The sequence below is a fragment of the Paenibacillus sp. LHD-38 genome (assembly GCF_031157315.1).
Taxonomy (GTDB): domain Bacteria; phylum Bacillota; class Bacilli; order Paenibacillales; family Paenibacillaceae; genus Pristimantibacillus.
Genome location: NZ_JAVIFU010000035.1, coordinates 22,886 through 43,289 on the forward strand (window position 1 = coordinate 22,886; position 20,404 = coordinate 43,289).

A 20,404-nucleotide genomic window follows, 5' to 3' on the forward strand; every position below is an offset into this window, starting at 1 on the left:
GCCTGTGAACACTGCCAAAATATCAATCATTACAGACGACAGCCGCCTGATGCAGCAGCTCGTCCAGCATGTCAACTTCCTCAATCTGAGCATTGGAGAAACCATTGATAAGCCGAGAGAGGCTTACATGCATCTGCATCCGCTGGAACCGCGGGTCGTGCTCCTTGCCGAGCCTCTCGAGGAGATGAGCATTCCGCAAATCGTACAGCAATTAAAAAAAGTAAACAGCAGCGCACCTATTATTTTCATGTCGCGCGAGGGACGGTTCGAGCAAATACGCGAGCTGTACCGCTGCGGGGTATCCGACGTTCTCCGCGTTCCGGATGAGCTTGGGCAGCTCGAGCTGCTGTTGGATAAAACCGTGCGCCAAACTACGGATAACCGGGACCGGAGCAGATCCGCCGGATCAACGGGCTCGGAAGGCGGCGAGGTTATTGCTCTTTATAGCGCCAAAGGCGGCTCGGGTACGACAACGGCAGGCATTAATTTGGCGCAAGGGCTAGCGATTCAGTCCGGAGCCCGTGTCCTGCTTATCGACTTAAACATGCAATTTGGCGGTTTACAGCAATATCTCGATATCCAATTCGAGAGAAATTTAGGTGATTTGAAGTCCGTGCTTAGGGAGTTGACTTACAGCCAGTTAGATAATGTCCTGTACAAGCTGGCTCCTTCAGATGTTCATCTGCTGCTGTCGCCGGCTCACCCGCAGGAGGCTGAAAACTTTAAAGGCGAGGATATCGAGCTTTTATTCGCCGCTTGCCGCGCGCATTTTGATTATATCGTGCTGGATTTACCGAAGGAACTGAATGAAATATCGATATGTGCGCTCGGTCAGGCTGATCGCGTGCTGTATCTGCTGCATTTGGACCGGCCGTCGATTGTGAGGATGAAAGGCGTTTTTGATATTTTGGAGCGCTATCATTTGACCCATGAGGAGAAGCTTTCCATTGTGGTGAACAGGCACAGCAAAAAAAATGACGTCACGCTGGAGCATCTGAAGAAAATGACGATGATTCCCGTTGTCGGCGTTTTGTCAGAGGACGTCAAGCGCAACGTACAAACGTCTATGAATCTTGGAAAGCCGCTTTTGACCGAGAAGAAGGTGAAGGGACTAAAGGGCCCTGCGAAGGATTACATGACTCTGGCTGCAGCATTGCTTAAGCAAGAAGGGGGCGTGAACCGTGTCCATCTTCCATCAGCTAAGCAGTCGTCTTGAGGATTCGCCGAAAGTTGAAAAGACCGCGCAGGATTATATTGACTACTTGTTCAACCATTACAAGGAAAGGCTCCTAAAAGAAACGAATCTGGATCAATTAATTAAGCTTCCCAACTTTCAGAAGCGGCGGACGATCGAGAAGCTGATTACCGACATGCTGGAGCAGGAGAAGGTCATTATTACACAGCTCGACAAAACGAAGCTGCTGGATATGATTCTCAATGATTCGGTTGGCTATGGTCCGCTGGAGCCTCTGCTGCAGGATGAGGATATTACTGAAATCATGGTAAACGGTCCGAATGAAGTGTACATAGAGAAAAAAGGCACCATAACGCTTTCGAACATATCGTTCAAAAATCAAGAGCATATTCGTCATATTATTGACCGAATCGTTGCGCCGATCGGCAGACGGATCGATGAAAGCTCGCCGCTAGTAGACGGAAGGCTTGAAGACGGCAGCCGGATTAACGCCGCTATTCCTCCGATTGCTCTGTACGGCCCCGTGCTGACCATTCGAAAGTTCAAGAAGGACCCGTACGTTATGCACAACCTGCTTGAATTTCAATCGCTGTCGAAAAAAATGTCTGAGTTTCTTGAGGCGGCGGCGGCCGGAAAGATGAATATTCTGATTTCTGGCGGTACAGGCAGCGGGAAAACGACGCTTTTAAACGTCGTCTCCGCAGCCATTCCCGTCGGGGAACGCGTCATTACGATTGAGGATATGGCTGAGCTTAGACTAGGTCGTAAAAACTGCGTTTCCTTGGAGGCAAGGCCTGCGAACATGGAGGGAAGCGGCGAAATTACGATACGCCATCTCGTGCGCAACGCGCTTAGGATGCGGCCGGACCGCATTATTGTCGGCGAGGTTCGCGGCGGAGAAGCGATGGATATGCTGCAAGCGATGAATACCGGTCACGAAGGCTCGCTGACAACGATTCATGCCAATACGCCTCGCGATGCGATGTCGCGTTTGGAGGCGATGATTCTGATGAGCAATACCTCGATGACGGCCGAGGTCGTGAGGCCGTTTATTTCCGCCGCGATCCAGATCGTCGTTCAAACGCTTCGATTATCTGACGGCTCGCGAAAGGTCGTATCCATTGCCGAGGCGGTGAATGAAGCGGGCGAGCTGAAGCTCGTGGATATTTTCCGCTATGTGAGAACAGGCACGAGCGTAAACGGAAAAAGCATAGGACGGTATGAAACAACGGGCTACGTTCCGAATTGTCATGAGAAGTTGAAGACATACGGATATGACCTTGGCATTGATTTTTTTGCTGCGGGGCAGGAGGAAGTAACTCATGTCTAACGAGGTTTGGTTATGCATCGTCTTGTTTTTCACCGTAGCGCTCGGCACGCTCGGTATCTATGAGCTAGGCAGCGTGCGCAAACGGATGAATGGCCTTTACCGCAAGCTGGATGAGCTGCATACGGAGGAGGCAAAAGCCTCGCGAGGAACCTATCATCGGCTCTCTCTCCGTTTTAAGCAAACGGAGTACGGACGGAGCCTGGAGGACCGTTTGACAGCCTCTAACTTAAAGCGGAGCCCGCTCGATTGGCTTCTCATTTTGATCGTTTTGTGGGTCTTGCTTTCCATACTCGTAGAACGGCTGATGGGACTGGGCATGCCTTACAATCTGCTTGCTGCATATTTTGTGACCAATTTGGGCTCGAAGCAATGGCTTAAATCCCGAAGCAATAAGTTCAGCCAGCTAATTAACCGGCAGCTGCCCGAAGTATGCCGCATGCTGTCAAGCTGCATTCGCGCCGGTATGAGCGTACAGCAAGGCATCGATATCGTAGCGAAAGAGCTGAAGCCGCCTGCGGGATTATTGTTTCAAACCATGTCCAGGGAGCTCAAAATGGGTACAACGCTGCATTTGGTGCTGGAGCGCGTGCATGAACGTTTTTCGAGCAAGGATATTCGCTTGCTGACGCAGACGATTATCGTGCAGCGGCAGGCGGGAGGCAATCTTGGCCAGGCGCTTGACCATTTAGCGAAAACGCTTGAGGAGCGCGAGCGCATGAACAAAGAGATCAGCAATCAGACAGCGGAATCTCGTTATATTGCGCTCACGCTGGCGTTAATGCCCGTTTTCTTGATCGTCGTATTCAATATGGTGTTTAAAGGATTTATTATGCCCATATTCACTGTACCCGGCATGGTCCTAGTGGCTGTTGTACTGCTGTTGATGACGGCTGGTTTCCTGATGATTCGCAAAGTATCCAATATAAAGGCGTGAAGATATGAATGAGTGGACAGAACCGTTGTTGTATGCGGGATTCGCCGTTTGGTGCTTATCTATGCTGTTATTCTGGCGATACCGCCTACATCGCATAGCATTGCTAAAGCGGCTGGGCTTGATCAAGCAGGAGCGGAAAAAGAAAGAAAAATGGACAAACCGTTTCTCCGTACGCGTTTTCGCTTGGTCCAAGCAGCTTGCGCCGCTTGGGCGCCGCTTTCGGATGTTCTCGAACGAGGAGGAGCTGGAGCGGAAAATAGCGCTAGCGGGCTATCCCGGAGGCTTGCAGCTCGATTCCTATTACGGTTTTCGTTTTTTGTGCCTATTCTCCGGGTTGTTCGGAGGCACGATTTTATCCTGGCTCGGCATTGGCGGCGGCGGTACGATTCTTGCTCTGTTCGCGGCAGGCCTTGTGTTTCCGCCAATGTGGATTCGCTCGGCTGCCGCGCGGAGACAGGAGCAAATCGCGATTGAGCTTCCTGATTTTATGGATGCCATGAGCGTGACGCTGCAAGCCGGCGTGCCGCTGGATCCTGCGATGAAGCAAATCGTGAAGACGATGGATGGGCCTCTGCAGGAGGAAATGAGCCGATTCCAGCAGGAACTGGATATCGGGGTGCCGAGAGAGCAGGCTTATCTGCGCTTAATGCACCGCAATCAATGCAAGGATCTGGAGACGCTTATCCTGTCCTTGATTCAAGGAAGCAAGCTGGGCGTTCCGATAGCCAATACGTTCAAGCTGCTTGCTGAGGACATGCGCGAATCGCGTATCGGACGAATCAAGGAAAGGGCTGCGAAGGCCGGTCCTAAGGTGACGCTTATTACGACCTTTGTTATCCTGCCGGCTGTCATCCTGTGTGTAATCGGACTGCTTGTTCTTAACTTTATGTATAACCCGGAAGGGATTGGAATTTCTTGGGATGCATTCAACATGTAATGATGAGAGGAGGTGAACGGATCATGCTGACGAATTTCGGAATCAAACTATACGGCAAATCAGTTCAAATATGGAATCATACAAAAAATCAGCGCGGCGCGCAAGCCATTGAATATATCGGGGTTGCTGCTCTTGCCGTCGTACTCATTCTCGCGATGATTAAGCTGTTTGGAAGCGACGGTGATGGAATTGCGAAAAAATTGGTCGATAAGCTTAAAGACTTTATCGATAAAATCAGTCTTTAACCGAAAAAGAGGCCGAGAAAACCATCTCGGCCGTTTGAGGCGGCTTGCAGGAAATGAACGGGGCTCCCAAGCGATTGAATTTGTCGGGGTGCTGCCATTATTTTTGTTAATGATACTAATCGTTACCCAATTCGTCTATGCAGGCGTGACCGTCGTCGTTGCTAAGCAAGTCGCAATGGAAGGCGCGCGCGCTGCTATGGTTGAACTTACGTCGGGAGCGAATTACGAGGCTGCGGTTCGCAACGCAGCGGGCAAATATAAGGTGAACAGCCTATCTAAGCATGAGTATATTTCTGGGTCGGATACCTTTGTCACCGTCAAGGTTACGCTGGAATCTCCCATCGTGACAGGAGGATTATTCCGATCCTCCGGCATATCGCTTCCCGTCTCGTCAGAGGTGACGGTGCGCAAGGAAGAGTTGAAATAGCCCGCTGGCTGAGAGGTTGTGATTACGATTCGAAGAAGCTTGAAACAGCGCTTCTTTCTTGCGTTGACAATCCTAATATGGATAGCTGCAGCTGTTCCTTCTGCTTTTGCGGAAGAATCTGATATTGATTCGCAGCTTGATTCCTACACGATTCCGGACAAAAGCGTCCCGGCGGCTCCGATCATTGTGGATACAGCCGTGCCGGATGGCTCCATTGGCAACCCGCCGACATATGAAGTAGGCGATACCGATCCTAGTACTGGCCAGGGTGGATTGCCTGACTCGTCTGGTGGAAGCGGACAAATTCCAGGCTATGATTCGGGCGGCGGTTCGCAAGGAGGATCCGTTGACGGTAAAGGGGATGGGCCTCCGAAAGTCGGCGGTATAGACGGGGCAAACCCTCAATCCCCCGAGAAGCCAGGCAGCGAGGGAACCCCCGATGGAACGAATGATCCTCAGGGTCCTCAGCTGCCGGGAACAGACGGCGGCAGCAGCTCGCCGGGAGGCTCCGATCCGCAGACGGGTGAGGCTGACGGTACGGGTCAAACCGGAACAGAGAATACCGGAACAGAGAATACAGAGACGTCGAATACCGAGACGTCGGATACCGATGAGCAGAGCACAAAGGACCCAGAAAGCAAGCCATGGTATGAGGGCTTCTTTAATCATGTTAAGCAAGCGGCGACGGGTGCATTGGCCGGCGCCATTGGAGCTGCTATCGTCATTGTTGTCGTCGTAGCGGTTGCGGCAGTGCTTGGCGTAACGATTGGCGTACCTTTATTGATTGTGGCGGCAGCCGCGGGAATAATCGCGGGAGCTGTATATGCTTTATATGCAGGAGATTCCTTTAATTTCCTGAAGGGGATCGGGATTGGCGGACTGGCTGCGGTATCGGTTATTTCTATCGGCCAAGCTGGAATTGCCGCGGCCTTCCGCGGCGGTTGGCAGCTCCTTACGAATGTGGGGGTGCGGGGAGCCTTGCGGGCCGCAGGCTCGCGAATAGCCACCTTCGCGCAGGGGGCATTCGGCGCGTTTAGAAACGGCATTGCCGCATTGGCGCGTACGCCGATCACAACGCTTAAATCGGCGATTGTGTCGAAAACGTTTGGTTTTACGGTTTTGCTTAATATGGGAACGAGCGTATTCAGCAAGCTTGCTTTCGAGGGAGAAATGCCCGGCCTGCAGGAAGGGGCTTTGATGCTCGCGGAAAGTGTAGCCGGGGCGCTTATTTTTGATAAAATTGGAGATATCATCGGCAAGCAGGCGCTGAGCAAGCTGGGCAAACGGCTGTCCTCCTTTGTTGCGAGCGCTTTTGAGTCCATGACGATCAATGTGCTGCTTAAGCGCGAGAATGCGGATCCGGGGAGCGCATCGCAGGTTGGCTTTTTCAAAGCATTTATTCTGCAGCCGCTGCTGGGATTTCGTTTGAACCGTTGGCGGACGAATGAACAGGTAGGCACGGCGCTGTCCGATCTTGAGGCCAGAGGCATCACGGTAGATTCCTCGAACATTGGCAACAAAAAAATGACGAATGTACAGCTTGACCGGCTTTGGAGCAACGGCGCGAACCCCAATTCGGTGCGTCACTGGGGGCAAGACGGGCATCAGGTTACCCAAAATCAATATGACCGGCTGCTGGAGAACCAAGATAAGCTGACACAGATGGAGAACAAGCAGGAAATCTTCGAGAAGCTGACAGAGAAAGCGATTGAGGAGCCGGTTAAGGATAAATTCGGACTAGGGAAGTGAATGGGATGCTGAAGCGGATCCGGGAGCTGGAGGATAAGCAGCTGCTTCGCGGCGTGTGGTGGAATACCGGTATTTTTGCAGTTGTATTTCTTATATTATGCTACTTGGCCGGCGATCAGGATTATGTGAGCTTCCAAGCTGCAGTCATTATATTGATTGTCGTTTATATTCCAGGCCTGTTGCTTTTGCTGGCTATGTATATCAAAGCAGATGCTGAAACGCGGAAAGCCTATAACATGCGGATCGGGTTAGTTGCAGCCGCCGGCGTTATTATAACGCTGTGGAGGTATATGAATTAGCGACAGCCGGAGAAAAGGATGTGTATCATCGTTGCATAAAAGAATGGCATTATTATTTTTATCCATGAGCCTCGCTTCCGTTATGCTTGCAGGCTGCTTTGGGGGGGCCGAGTCCACGGAAGGCGGAGTGCCTTCCAACGACATTGTTGCCGAATCGCCGTCCCCGGTTCCTTCGCCGGAGAACACACCATCCAGTGAAGAGGAGCAAAGCACGGAGACACCTGAGGAATCTGCACAGCCAGAGCCTATTCAGGTTAAGGATATCGCAGGGCATACGTCTGAGACATACATAATGCAGCTGCTGCAAAGCGGGAGCATCGAACCGGATACGGACGGCAACTTCCGGCCAAACGAGGCCATTACAAGATCGGAATTCATCCATTGGATGTACGGATATGACAACAAAGGAATTAAGCCTTATAAGCCTTCGGAACCGAGCTTCATCGACGTGCCGAAGGAGCATGCCGACTTTGAGCTGATTGAAGGTTTGCACCAAGCCGGAGTCATTACTGGATTCCCGGATGAATCCATGAAGCTGGATAAGGAGCTTACCCGCGAAGAGCTGTGCTTGCTATGGGCTTGGTATCAAAGCGCGGATAGTGTAATCGACCCGATTATCCCGCTCGCATCCGCGGAGCTTAGCTTGAAGCCTTATGGAGACGGGGATAAGGTGGGCCAAATATTCATCAGGGCCGTCGATCAATATTTGACCAATGAAGATGTTTCCTACACGGCCGTGTTCGGCAAAACGCCGAAGCTGAATCCGCAAGGATCGGTAACAAGGGCGGAAGCGGCACAATGGATCGTATCGTACAGTGATAAGAACGAACAGTAAGAAGGGTGATGCGGTGATGCTTAAAGTGAAAGGAGAATCCTGTTGGAGCGGTATCGTTGCAACCGTGAAGAATGAGCGCGGAAGCATGTCGCTGCTAGCGATAGGCACCTTGGCGCTTGTGATCATCGTCAGCGTTTATCTGTTTTATTTTTTTACTGTTTTTATTGAGAAGCGCCAAGCCCAAAATATCGCCGATGCGGCATCGTTGACTGCCGTTCAGACGATACGCGAGGAATATGAGGAGGCAATGCAGGACAAGGCGGAAAATGAAATTCAAGCCTTTCTTCTGGAATACAGTGAGCTGCTTAAGCCTGCAGTGCCTGACACAGAGGAAGAAACCCCATTGCCTGAGAGTGGAGGCGAAGATGAAGGCGGCCCATCTGGCTCAGTTATCCCGCCGATACCAGCGCTGAAGCTTGAAGACTTGATCGACAGCCCGGAGCTGCGCCGCCTGATTAAGGATGGAACCTTTGATAGGGAAGAGCATTGGCTGCTTGTCGCTAAGGAGAGCTACTTCGCGGATCAATACACAGCGCGAAAGAATGGCGAGCTTCTATACGATGTCATTAGGCGTGAGGCTGGACAGGTTGAAGCGGCTGCCAGAGAAGCTGTTGCGGCAAACAACGGCAAGGCTGGCGGAAGCTTAACCTTTCCCGTAGAGGGCGAGCCTAAATTCCTTCTAAAAGCGACGCGCACGATGAAGCTGGAAAGCATCGGATTCGAAAAGGATATTATAACCGGCGCAGCAGCAGGCATTTCTTCTAAAGAAGTTCCTATTGACGTAAGCGGCAAGCCTCCTTTTACAATATACTGGTAAGGAAAAAGCTGCTGTTGAAAAAGTCCCGTACTTTTCCGACAGCAGCTTTTTTTTGCGAATGAAAAATCCCTTGAATTGTAAATATTAGTTGATGGAAGGCGGCAGACGGTCGCCATACATGACATTTGTCATGCCATCGTATTGACGTTTATGACTACAAGCACCTGACACTTTTCTTTACAATAAAGTTAGAATACTGCGATAGACGTTCGAGATACTCTCCAAGCGTCATATTGAGGAGGAAGAATGCGATGACAGAGCCGAAACATGCTCACCTTAAGAAAGAAGTTGCCCCATTTGAGAAAACGGATTTAAAGTCGAGCATCAGACAGCTTATTAACACCTTAGTGCCACTCGTTCTGCTCTGGTTTGCCGCTTACTATAGTCTCTCGATATCGTACTGGCTTACCGCTCCATTGGTTCTGCTTACTTCTGGTTTCGTTATTCGGACATTCATCATCTTCCATGACTGTTGTCATGGCTCATTCTTCAAAAGCAAAAAAGCAAATGATATCATAGGCACCATCACGGGTGTAATCACACTTGTTCCTTATAGACAGTGGAAAAACTCGCATTCGATACATCATGCAACGAGCAGCAACCTCGATAAACGGGGTGTCGGCGATTTGTGGATACTTACCGTAGAAGAGTATGCAGCAGCGCCGTTGATGCGCCGTATTGCCTATCGTATGTACCGTCATCCTCTCGTCATGTTCGGGCTTGGTCCAATCGGCGTATTCCTTATTCAATACCGCTTTAATGTTAAAGGCGCAAAGCGTAAGGAACGTATGAATACTTATTTAACGAATGCTTTGATCGTAGGCGTCTATGCTCTTCTAATTTGGGCAATCGGCTGGCAATCGTTTCTGCTTGTGCAAGGTCCTGTATTCTTTGTGTCAGGTTTGCTTGGCATCTGGTTGTTCTACGTACAGCATCAATTCGAAGATTCCTACTTTGAAACAGAAGACGAATGGAGCTATGTAAAAGCTGCTGTTGATGGAAGCTCTTATTACAAGCTGCCTAAAGTACTGCAATGGATTACCGGCAACATCGGCTTCCACCATGTTCATCATTTGAGCCCTAAGGTTCCTAACTATAATTTGGAGAAAGCGCATAATGCGACTCCGCCGCTTCACAAAGCAACAACGATTACGATTGGCGAGAGCCTAGAGTCGCTTCAATTCCGCCTATGGGATGAAACCGACAAAAAATTCGTCAGCTTCAAAGGAATCAAGCATCGCCTCCGCAAGATGCAATCGGCTTCAGACAAGGTGAAAGCATCGCAGCCGAGCTTGAAATTCAAATAGCTGTCTCAATCCAATATACCTCAAATGAAGCCATGCCCTCACAGGCTGGCTTCTCTCATGTACAGCCATAAGGAAAATAAATACTTGAACAGATGTATATGATAAAATGGAAATACGCAATGAACCGCAATCTTATCCATGTTTGATAAAAAGGATGGACGACCATGAACAAGTGGTATCAGATTTTTCATAAAAACACAGGTCTCAGCCCTTACGTTTGGGTCGTCTTCTGTATTCTTCCTTTTTACTTTATCTTTCGCTCATCTACGCCCTACGAGGCGGTGTCGGGCATTATCATGATTATCCTGTTTTTTATTTGTTACCGGTTATCCTTTGTATCGAAAGGGTGGCTCGTTTACTTCTGGACGAGTGTGCAAATTGTCATATCGATCGCGATGACTTTGTTGTTCAGCTACGTCTATTTTTCGATTTTTCTCGCTTTTTTCATCGGAAACATTCAGAATCGTGCCGGTTTTTTTACGCTCTATGCGATTCATATCGTCAGTACGTTTATTACCGTCAATTACGGCTTTGCTACGCAAAACACATTGTTTTTCACGCAGTTTCCGTTCATTCTTATAAGTCTGATCGTCGTTATTTTACTTCCTTTCAACACTTACAACAAAATTAAGCAAGGGCAGCTTGAAGGACAGCTTGAGGATGCGAATAAGCGGATTTCAGAGCTGGTTAAGCTGGAGGAAAGACAGCGGATCGCACGGGATTTGCATGATACTCTCGGTCAGAAGCTTTCTCTAATCGGTTTGAAAAGCGATCTCGCGGGAAAGCTGATGATTAAAAATCCAGCGCAAGCGCAGGCTGAAATCAACGATGTCCGCCAAACAGCTAGGACGGCGCTCAAGGAAGTGCGGGAAATGGTAACACAGATGCGCGGCACGAGAATCGAGGACGAAATGTTCCGGGTGAAGCAGATTCTGAAGGCGGCTGAAATCGAATTCGAGCTCGAAGGTGACTTAAAGCTCGGCACGACGGATCTGTTGACTGAAAATGTGCTCAGCATGTGCTTGAAGGAAGCGGTGACGAATGTGGTGAAGCATAGCGGTGCTTCAAACTGCAAAGTAACGATTCAAACCTCGCGCACGGAGCTGCTGCTCAAGGTGAAGGACAACGGAGTAGGCATTCCTGAGGAAGCAAAAAATTACGGGGGACATGGCCTTCAAGGGATGAAGGAACGTCTTGAATTCGTAAACGGCAGCTTGGAAATCGTAAACAATGACGGAGCAGCGCTGGTTATACGGATACCGAACGTAATCAAACAAGCGATAGAAGGGATTGAGGGACATGATTAGAATCGTCATTGCCGAGGATCAGCGCATGCTGCTGGGCGCCCTCGCTTCCTTGCTTGATTTGGAAGAGGACATGAAGGTCGTCGGAAGAGCGAGCAATGGAGAAGACGCCATAAGTCTTGTTCATCAGCATAAGCCTGACATATGTATCATGGATATTGAAATGCCGGCGAAGACCGGACTCGATGCTGCCGAGGAGCTGAAGGGTCAAGGCTGCAAGGTCATTATTTTGACGACCTTTGCGCGGTCTGGCTACTTTGAACGAGCGCTCAAGGCGGGCGTGAGCGGCTATTTGCTGAAGGATAGCCCGAGCGAGGAACTGGCAAACTCGATTCGCAGCGTCATGGCTGGACGACGTATCTTTGCTTCGGAGCTAGTCGACGAGGCTTACGGCCAGGAGAATCCGTTAACGGAGCGGGAGAAGGAAGTTCTGGTTCTCGTCGCAGACGGCAAGAATACGAAGGAAATTGCAAGCGAGCTCTTTATTACGACAGGTACGGTACGCAACTATATATCCGTCATTCTTGATAAGCTTGATGTCAGTAACCGCATTGAAGCGATTACCCGTTTTAAGGAGAAAGGCTGGTTTAAATAATATTAAGGGCCTATGGTCCGATATACCGAAGCTTTATGCGCTATTGAGAGGATTCGTTCGCTCTCGACGGCGCTATTTTTGTTTAAATAGGATTAAGGGGCAGACGTTTACCTTGCTTGGAGTGAAAGGAACGGGTATTGGAAAGAGTACTAAGGAAGGGAGTTAATGGGATGAGCTATACGAATTTGACACTTCATACCGATAAATATCAAATCAATATGATGTACGCGCATTGGCTGCAAGGCAGCTTGAATGAGAAGGCGGTTTTTGAGGTATATTTCCGCAAGCTTCCGTTCGGCAATGGCTTTGCTGTTTTTGCAGGCCTTGAGAGAATTGTTTCTTATATCCGCTCTCTTCAATTCGGCGATGAAGAAATTACATATTTGCGTGCCCAGGAAGAGAGTTACAAAGAAGAGTTTTTGGAAGAACTGCGAAATATCCGGTTCACTGGTAATCTATATGCTGTAGAGGAAGGGACGCTCGTGTTTGCGAACGAGCCGCTGCTCTGCGTGGAGGCACGCATATTTGAGGCCCAGCTTGTGGAGACAGCGATCCTTAACATGATGAACTATCAGACTTTGATTGCGACCAAAGCGGCGCGAATCAAGCAGGTTGCGCCGGATGACGTGCTGCTGGAGTTCGGAACGAGACGCGCGCAGGAGGCGGATGCTGCGATTTGGGGGGCGAGGGCCTCGTATATCGCGGGCTTCCATGCGACATCCAATATGCGCGCCGGCATGCTCTTCGGCATTCCCGCCAAAGGAACGCATGCCCATTCCTGGGTGCAGGGTCATGATTCGGAGGAGGAGGCGTTCCGTCTCTATGCGGAATCGCTGCCTGATCAGGTGACTTTGCTGGTGGATACGTATAATACGCTCAAAAGCGGCGTGCCAAACGCGATAAAGATCGCAGGTTTGCTGGAGCAGCAGGGAAAAAGGATGAATGCGATCCGTCTCGACAGCGGCGATCTAGCGTATCTTTCACAGATGGCGCGGAAAATGTTAGACGAAGCGGGTTATTCCTATGTACAGATCGTGGCATCCAATGATCTCGATGAGGGCATTATATCGAACCTCAAGTCGCAGGGAGCAAAGATTGACGTATGGGGCGTTGGAACGAAGCTGATCACCGCGGCGGACCAGCCTTCGCTGGGGGGCGTGTACAAGCTTGTCGCGCGCGAGAAAAACGGCAGCTATGAGCCCGTCATCAAAATATCGGCTAATCCGGAGAAGGTATCGACGCCTGGCTTCAAGGAGCTTTACCGCATTATTAATACGGAGACGGGTAAAGCAGAAGCGGATTATATTACGCTGAAGGGTGAACAGCATGTCAATAACAGAGAGCGAATTAAGCTGTTTGACCCCGTACATCCTTATATTCACAAATTTATTGCGCAGTACGAAGCCATTCCGCTGTTAAAGCAGATTTTTTCCGATGGCGAGCTGGTGTACGAACTTCCAAGCTTAGAGCAGATCCGCCGCTATCATCTGGAGCAGTTCGAGCTGTTTTGGCCGCAATATCTGCGCAAGCTGAACGCGGAAGCTTATCGGGTCAATTTAAGCGAAGCAGCTTGGGAGCTGAAGAGGGAGCTTATTCAGCGTCATCAGTTCTAAGGTTCAAATCAAATAAAGCTGTCTCTCCAGGCTATATAAGCCTTGGGGAGTCAGCTTTATTTATTTTCATATGCGCTCCGCTTTTTTGCAGATGATCCATGAAGCATTACAAACGCGCACAATCTTGAATTCAGCGCTGGATATAGAGGGAAATTGTCGAAAATGAAGGATTTTCCAACACTATTGTGGAATGGATAGCAGGTACCTATTACAATACACGCGGAGGTAAACGCATGAACAGAAGAAACAAAGCATTTTTTATAATGATGGCTGTATGCTTGATGGCGTTGTCATTCGCAATGCCGGCAGCGGCTGCAGAAATTTCGAAGGATAAGTATACGTATTCCATTTCGAAGAAATTTGGTGAAGTGTCAGAATCGCTAACGATTGATGATCTCGGGGATATTTATGAGGATGTCCAGGTTACTTCGACGCTCGTGCCGGAGAAGGCGATTTTGAGCTACACGGCAAAGGTGAATACGAGCGTAATCGTACTGGGCTACAGCTTGGAGAATGGGATACTCGTTGCGGATCCGGTTCCTTGGACCATTAACGGAAATAAAGAGTTTGTTAATGCGTTATCTGCTAATACGACAGCAACCGTAACCTTTGATTACGGCGTTCCTTATTATGAATTGTTCATCTGGGATGAGGCAACAGGCGATCAAACCAGCTATTTCTTCAAAATTGACAAGGGTGCGGCTTCGGGAGACCAGCCGGATACATGGGCAAAAGCTGAAGTAGATGCAGCTATCGCGGCTGACCTTGTGCCGACTGAACTGCAGGGCAGCTACAAGCAAAAAATAACGCGCGCGGATTTTGCGAAAATCATCATCAGATTGCTTGAGGTTAAAACCGGTCAAACGATTGATGAGATTCTAGTCGGAAATGAAGTTAGCCTCAGCGATAATCCGTTTACGGATACGAACATCAAGGAAGTGATAGCCGCGAATTTGATGGGCATCGTAAATGGCAAAGGAAATGGGATATTTGATCCAAGCGGAAGCATCACAAGACAAGAGGCTGCAGTGATGCTGGCAAATACGGCAGAGGTGCTGGGCTATGATGTGGTGGCCGATGCATCGGCTTTTACGGATAACAAGACGATCGCGAGCTGGGCAAAACCAAGCGTTGATTTTGTTTTCACGTACGGCGTCATGAATGGCACTGGAAATAATACGTTTAGCCCCAAAGGGACGTACACGCGTCAGCAGGCTTACATGACGATTGTGCGACTGAGTGAAGTGCTTGTTGAATAATACAAAGGAATGCTGTAGAAGAGATGTCGTACGGTCTGCAAAGACCGTTCGGCGTCTTTTTTTGATATAGCGCGCCTAGCCAAGCTAGGCACAACTAATTGTTGCAAGTTCAATCGAGGTAAGAGCCAAGTCGCCTCGTAGCTGACAGGCAACTGGCGGAGAGATCCTAAGGTTAAAGCCCTGTGACAAAGTAACTCCGAAAGGAGTGCGAGCAAAACAGCAGGCCGTAACATCAAGTGAACCCTGCCGCGACTCCCACGTCGCTAAGCTTTGAAGTCTTTATTTCAATCATGTTAGTCACCTGCGCGTTCTTTAGTCTATGGAGATCCTCATTCGATTAAGGATTAAATTAATTATTGTAACTGTCTTTTCGTACTATATCAAATTCTTATTTGTCGATACTTATTTCAGAAGCTGCTACTCCAAAAAAACGGTGTTGAAAGGGTAATCCATCTTACGGCTTCGATATTCGCGCGGAGTTAATCCGAGGTATTGCCGGAAAACCTTGCCGAAATAGCTTGGACTATCGAACCCGCACAGCATTCCGACCTCATGAACGCTTACAGCCGTGCTCCGTAGCATCGTAACCGCGGCCTCGATTCTTCGCCGGCGCAAAAATTCCAGAGGGGAAATTTGCTCCTTCTTCTGAAATAAACGGCATAGATAAGCCCGTGATATGCCGCAATGGGAAGCAATATCCTCCAAGGAAAGATGCAATGCGTAATTTTCTTTCATAAAGCTTTCAGCCTTGCAAATCAACGGGTGCGACTCCTGTTCCGGAGCGGAGGCGGTATCGGGAGCCAGCATCGTCAGCAAGAAATGATAAAGCAGGGAGGAGAGCGCGGCGGACTCGGAAACACGATCCACCGATATCGCTCTGTAAAGCTCCCAGAATCGAGCTATCGGTAACGATTTGGGCTTAAAGGTTAGAATGTTGCCGCATCTGTCAAGGATTCGGTCCCACATTCGCAGCGCATCCTCACCCTTGGCGTTTAGCCAGATGAATTCCCAAGGCTCCCCAGCCTCATGGGTGTAGTAGTAGCGATGCGAGCTTGGAATTTTCACTAGAAAAGCAGTTCCTGCACGCAACGGGTATGTTTGTCCGTCGAGGTCAAGCTTGCCTTCTCCGCTTAACGTATACTGAAAGATCACATGACCGTTATCGGTTCTGGTTTGTCCGTCATTCCCGTATTTTTCCGAGTTTGTGGACTGCCAGCCGATCGAGTCGAGGAGCATATAGGGGATGGGTTCGGTATACCGAAACGCAAAGGCGCCGGGATTCATTTGGATACCTCCTAATATCAATCCTGTTTTGTAATTGTACCATAAATAAGCGGATCGTTAGTGAATGTTTGGAATTGCCGAATCCAGTAAAGGTTAATATCGTAATAGTTTGGCTAACAAATTCAGATTGTTGACGCATTTTTGCTTTGTTAGAATGGAGCCATAAACAATCGTTTTCTATGTAATCGCTTGTTGGGATCCGGGAAACGAAATCGATCGACAGAGGAGTTGGCATGGTGACAAAATTGCCTCCCATTTTCGAAACACGCTGTGTAAGCTCGTTGAGTAAAGTATTCGCCGATACGGAGCTTCAAGACTCTGCCGTACGCGAAGGGACGGCGCTTTGGAAGGAGACTTATTCTTTCCAAGTCGCTTACCGTTCCTCTAGATTAATCAAGCCCCTCCAGATCAAGGTCGATTCCCCGCTCTTGCCCTACCTTTCTATCCGGACGGTCGGGTTATCGCCTTCGGAGCTGCCGGTTTACGACAATCCGGACTCCGGTTATCTGCGAACGGCGCCGGGCTTATATCCGGATCCGTTATACCCGCTTTCAGAGGGACTTCGTGCCGTGCCCGGCCAATGGCGCGCGGTATGGGTTACCATATCCCTGCCGTCCAAGGCAGACATCGATTCCGCAATAATAGGTCCAAGCTCATTGTTTACGATCGATCTGCAGTTTTCAGACGTAACCGGGAACCTCTTGGGCGAGGAACGCTTTACTTTGGAGGTCATGCCGGCGGAGCTGCCTGAGCAAAAATTGCTTCACACGGAATGGTTTCATTGCGACTGTATTGCGACGCATTACGGCTGCGAGGTATTTAGCGAGGAGCATTGGCAGCTCATTGACCGTTACATACGCAATGCGGCAGATCATGGAGTTAACATGCTGCTAACCCCTCTGTTTACGCCGCCGCTCGATACGGCTGTGGGAGGGGAGCGTCTGACGGTCCAGTTAGTCGGCGTTGAGCAAATAGGCGATAATCAATACCGTTTCGACTTCAGCAGGCTGGAGCGTTGGGTTTCCATGTGCAAGGACCTGGGCATCCGGTATTTTGAGTTTTCCCACCTGTTCACGCAATGGGGCGCGCATCATGCGCCGAAGATCATGGCCGCTGTGGAAGGCGAGGAGAAACGGATCTTCGGGTGGGAAACGGAAGCGGCAGGCGAACCGTATCGGCAATTTCTGGACCAATTCCTTCCTGAACTCGTGCGTTTTATCCGCTCCCGCGGTTTGGAGAAGCAAGTGTATTTTCATGTCTCGGATGAACCGGTTGCGCATCAACTGGACAGCTATAAGCAGGCAAGCGATATTTTAAAAAGCCATTTATCCGATTTCGCTTTCTTGGAGGCGCTTTCGGATTACGAATTTTACGAACATGGCCTTGTCCCGGTCCCGATTCCCTCTAACGATCATATCGAGCCCTTTCTCGAACACGGCGTCGAGCCTTTATGGACCTACTATTGCTGCGGTCAGCATCGGGAGGTTTCCAACCGATTTTTCAGCATGCCGTCTTCGCGAAACCGGGTATTGGGTGTACAGCTGTATAAATTCGGCATCCAAGGGTTTCTGCACTGGGGCTATAATTTCTGGTACTCGCAATATGCGACGAGGGCGGTCGATCCTTTCCGGGTCACCGACGCGGATTGCGCCTTTGCATCCGGGGATCCTTTCGTCGTTTATCCCGGACAGGACGGACCGATTGATTCGATTCGCTGGGAGGTATTCCGCGAGGCGCTGCAGGATTTGCGCGCATTGGAATTGTTTGAATCACTGGCGGGAAGAAGAAAGGCGATGGCGCTGCTGGAAGAGGATCTGAAGGAAGGATTGACGTTCAAGACATACCCTTCCGATCCGGGCTGGCTGCTTCATACCCGGGAGCAGATTAATCACGCGATAAAGGAAATGTCAGTAAACGGATGAGGAGAGGGATTGTTTGGGGAAAACGATGAAGTTTCATGATGACGGCACATTTGTCATCGTCCAATTTTCCGATGTGGAGTTTATTGATGAAGAGGACCATAACCCGGAAACCCACCAGCATAATCTGATGACGAGGGCTGCGATGGAATGCGTCATCGAGCACGAAAAGCCCGACCTGATCGTATTTGCGGGGGATGTTACCGCAAGCGCCAGGGGAAGGGACCCCATCCAATCCTTTCGTATTGCGGTAGCCGCAGCGGAAGAGCGACGTATCCCTTGGGCAGCGGTTTTCGGAAATCATGATTCAGAGGGAAGCGTGCCGCGTAAACGGATGCATGAAGAACAATTGGCTCATGAATACTGTGTCGCGGAGGCGGATCCACCTCATGTCAGCGGTGCGGGAAACTATATCGTGACGCTGCGGGACCGGAACGATAAACCTGCTGCAGCGCTGTATTTTCTCGATAGCGGAGATTATTCGCCGATCGCATCGGTCGGCGGTTACGATTGGATCCGCAGGGATCAGATCGAATGGTATGTCGCCGAATCTCGGAATATGACAGAGATGAACGGCGGCAAGCCTTTGCCGGCTCTCGCTTTCTTTCACATTCCGTTACCGGAATATTTCGAGGTTTGGAATAAACACGTATGTCATGGGCATTGCGCGGATCAGATCAGCTCGCCTCGAATCAATTCAGGATTTTTTGCCGCGATGGTGGAAATGGGTGACGTCATGGGAACGTTCGCCGGCCATGATCATGCTAACGATTTCTGCGGGATGCTTCACGGTATCCGTCTCTGCTACGGCCGTTCCTCTCGATATGTAAGCTATGTAGACGGCATCCGCAAGGATTGTTTTCCGACAGGAGCAAGGGTTATCCGTTTGCAAGCCGGCGAACGCGATTTCCACACATGGATACGTCAGAATGACGGCACTATTGTCGTACCTCCCGAACATCGGCCTGAGTTGACCGGTTAAGGCGAAATAAATGCAGGAAGCCGAAAAAAGTTTATTGATCTTGATAACGCTTCCACCTAAGATGAAGGCAAGCTTATACGATGAGAGGAGAAATATGATGAATAATACGAAACTCGCACGGCCTACGCCCCAGCAGATGACATGGCAGGATTTGGAACTGGGTATGTTTTTTCATTTCGGCATCAATACATTCTGCGATCAGGAATGGGGGGAAGGGACGGATTCACCGCAACTGTTCAATCCGAAGGAGCTTGATGCCCGCCAATGGATACGCACGGCTAAGGAAGCCGGATTTAAGTATGTGATCTTGACGGCAAAGCATCATGACGGCTTCTGTCTATGGCCGACGAATACGACCGATTATTCCGTGAAGTCAAGCCCTTGGAAGGATGGGAAGGGCGACGTCGTCCGGGAGGTGGCAGATGCTTGCCGTGAGGAGAATATGCTGCTCGGACTCTATGTATCGCCTTGGGACCGGAATGCTCCTTGCTACTGCGATCCGGATGCCTATGACGACTTTTATGCCGAACAATTAACCGAATTGCTGACGGGGTATGGTCCGCTGGTTGAAGTCTGGTTCGACGGGGCGGGGTCGGAAGGGCACAAGTATGACTGGCCGCGCATTATGGGGCTAGTGAAGCGCCATCAACCGGATGCGATGGTCTTTAACATGGGAGCGCCGACGATTCGCTGGGTCGGCAATGAGGATGGCGTCGCCCCGTACCCGTGCTGGAATACCGCTGAAAGCGCCCGAGTCAGCATGTTCACAAGCGACATGAATACTTGGATGGAAGAGACGCCTGCATGGGTCCCTGCTGAATGCGACGTGCCTATTCGCAAGCGTCATTGGTTCTGGCATCCGGGTGATGAACAGAGCCTGCATTCGCTCGAGCATCTATTGGACTTGTATTACCGATCCGTCGGTCACGGCACGACGCTGTTGCTGAATGTGTCTCCGGATAATCGGGGTCTGCTGCCGGAGGCAGATGTAAGCCGGGTGCTGGAATTAGGCGCCGAGATTCGGCACCGTTTTGGCAATCCTTTGTCCGAGACACGGGGCAGCGGTAATGAGATCATTCTTGAATGCGGGAAAGAACAAGAGATCGATCATATCGTGACGATGGAAGACATTGCTTATGGTGAGCGGGTTAGGCTTTACATCGTCGAAGCTGAGATGGCTGGCGATTGGGCGCCTATTGCTGGGGGCAGCGCAATCGGACATAAAAAGATCGACCGTATCGATCCGCCTGTCCGTACGAGCAGAATCAGGCTGCGCGTATTGGAGGCAGTTGAATCTCCTGAGGTGCGTTCGCTGTCTGTCTTTGGTCCTTTAGGCCGAGTGTAGAACCTTATGAAGCATCCAAGCCTCGGTA

At 50.0% G+C, this 20,404-nt stretch carries 19 protein-coding genes; 18 read left to right on the forward strand and 1 reads right to left on the reverse strand.

From position 1 onward, the window contains the following. The first annotated feature begins 4 nt into the window (after positions 1-4). The 15 genes from RCO25_RS24430 (at position 5) to RCO25_RS24500 (ending at position 14,846) form a co-directional block, all read left to right on the forward strand. Entirely contained in the window at positions 5-1,216 is a 1,212-nt protein-coding gene (locus tag RCO25_RS24430) for a CpaE/TadZ family protein (RefSeq protein ID WP_308998718.1), read from the forward strand. Then, positions 1,182-2,525, forward strand: a complete 1,344-nt coding sequence (locus RCO25_RS24435) for a TadA family conjugal transfer-associated ATPase (RefSeq protein ID WP_308998719.1) — start codon at positions 1,182-1,184, stop codon at positions 2,523-2,525. Before RCO25_RS24430 ends, RCO25_RS24435 begins: the two co-directional genes overlap by 35 nt. Further along, positions 2,518-3,459 carry a type II secretion system F family protein gene (locus RCO25_RS24440; protein WP_308998720.1) on the forward strand — a complete coding sequence of 314 codons (942 nt, stop codon included), beginning with the start codon at positions 2,518-2,520 and terminating at the stop codon, positions 3,457-3,459. The genes RCO25_RS24435 and RCO25_RS24440 overlap by 8 nt, the downstream gene beginning before the upstream one ends. Positions 3,460-3,463: 4 nt before the next feature. Continuing rightward, positions 3,464-4,396 carry a type II secretion system F family protein gene (locus tag RCO25_RS24445; RefSeq protein ID WP_308998721.1) on the forward strand — a complete coding sequence of 311 codons (933 nt, stop codon included), beginning with the start codon at positions 3,464-3,466 and terminating at the stop codon, positions 4,394-4,396. Positions 4,397-4,419: 23 nt separating this feature from the next. Next, complete coding sequence (locus tag RCO25_RS24450) at positions 4,420-4,641, forward strand: Flp family type IVb pilin (protein ID WP_169083940.1); 222 nt, start codon at positions 4,420-4,422, stop codon at positions 4,639-4,641. Beyond that, positions 4,580-5,068: a TadE/TadG family type IV pilus assembly protein gene (locus RCO25_RS24455; protein ID WP_308998722.1), complete on the forward strand. Its 489-nt coding sequence runs from the start codon at positions 4,580-4,582 to the stop codon at positions 5,066-5,068. Before RCO25_RS24450 ends, RCO25_RS24455 begins: the two co-directional genes overlap by 62 nt. Before the next feature lie 18 nt (positions 5,069-5,086). Further along, positions 5,087-6,817 (forward strand): hypothetical protein, encoded by a 1,731-nt coding sequence (locus tag RCO25_RS24460; protein WP_308998723.1) that lies wholly within the window; start codon positions 5,087-5,089, stop codon positions 6,815-6,817. A 5-nt stretch (positions 6,818-6,822) separates the two neighbouring features. Continuing rightward, on the forward strand, positions 6,823-7,116 hold the full coding sequence (locus RCO25_RS24465) for a hypothetical protein (protein WP_308998724.1): 294 nt from the start codon (positions 6,823-6,825) through the stop codon (positions 7,114-7,116). Between the two features lie 31 nt (positions 7,117-7,147). Beyond that, entirely contained in the window at positions 7,148-7,951 is an 804-nt protein-coding gene (locus RCO25_RS24470; protein WP_308998725.1) for an S-layer homology domain-containing protein, read from the forward strand. Between the two features lie 16 nt (positions 7,952-7,967). Next, entirely contained in the window at positions 7,968-8,768 is an 801-nt protein-coding gene (locus RCO25_RS24475) for a pilus assembly protein TadG-related protein (RefSeq protein WP_308998726.1), read from the forward strand. Positions 8,769-9,019: 251 nt separating this feature from the next. Then, positions 9,020-10,075 carry a Delta(5) desaturase DesA gene (desA, locus tag RCO25_RS24480; RefSeq protein ID WP_308998727.1) on the forward strand — a complete coding sequence of 352 codons (1,056 nt, stop codon included), beginning with the start codon at positions 9,020-9,022 and terminating at the stop codon, positions 10,073-10,075. Between the two features lie 164 nt (positions 10,076-10,239). Then, positions 10,240-11,382, forward strand: a complete 1,143-nt coding sequence (locus RCO25_RS24485) for a sensor histidine kinase (RefSeq protein WP_308998728.1) — start codon at positions 10,240-10,242, stop codon at positions 11,380-11,382. After that, positions 11,375-11,974 carry a response regulator transcription factor gene (locus RCO25_RS24490; RefSeq protein ID WP_054026617.1) on the forward strand — a complete coding sequence of 200 codons (600 nt, stop codon included), beginning with the start codon at positions 11,375-11,377 and terminating at the stop codon, positions 11,972-11,974. The genes RCO25_RS24485 and RCO25_RS24490 overlap by 8 nt, the downstream gene beginning before the upstream one ends. A gap of 170 nt (positions 11,975-12,144) precedes the next feature. Further along, on the forward strand, positions 12,145-13,587 hold the full coding sequence (locus RCO25_RS24495; protein WP_308998729.1) for a nicotinate phosphoribosyltransferase: 1,443 nt from the start codon (positions 12,145-12,147) through the stop codon (positions 13,585-13,587). Positions 13,588-13,820: 233 nt separating this feature from the next. Next, a complete protein-coding gene (locus tag RCO25_RS24500) occupies positions 13,821-14,846 on the forward strand; it encodes an S-layer homology domain-containing protein (RefSeq protein WP_308998730.1) in 1,026 nt (341 codons plus the stop codon). 417 nt (positions 14,847-15,263) lie between these two features. Here the strand turns inward: RCO25_RS24500 and RCO25_RS24505 are convergent, their stop codons facing one another. Next, positions 15,264-16,130 carry a helix-turn-helix transcriptional regulator gene (locus RCO25_RS24505; protein ID WP_308998731.1) on the reverse strand — a complete coding sequence of 289 codons (867 nt, stop codon included), beginning with the start codon at positions 16,128-16,130 and terminating at the stop codon, positions 15,264-15,266. Between the two features lie 233 nt (positions 16,131-16,363). Here RCO25_RS24505 and RCO25_RS24510 point away from each other — a divergent pair, with 233 nt between their 5' ends. From RCO25_RS24510 to RCO25_RS24520, 3 genes are all read left to right on the forward strand, one after another. After that, positions 16,364-18,052 (forward strand): DUF4091 domain-containing protein, encoded by a 1,689-nt coding sequence (locus tag RCO25_RS24510; RefSeq protein WP_308998732.1) that lies wholly within the window; start codon positions 16,364-16,366, stop codon positions 18,050-18,052. Between the two features lie 13 nt (positions 18,053-18,065). Then, on the forward strand, positions 18,066-19,031 hold the full coding sequence (locus RCO25_RS24515) for a metallophosphoesterase family protein (protein WP_308998733.1): 966 nt from the start codon (positions 18,066-18,068) through the stop codon (positions 19,029-19,031). Between the two features lie 97 nt (positions 19,032-19,128). Next, positions 19,129-20,376, forward strand: a complete 1,248-nt coding sequence (locus RCO25_RS24520) for an alpha-L-fucosidase (RefSeq protein WP_308998748.1) — start codon at positions 19,129-19,131, stop codon at positions 20,374-20,376. The last annotated feature ends 28 nt before the right edge of the window (positions 20,377-20,404 follow it).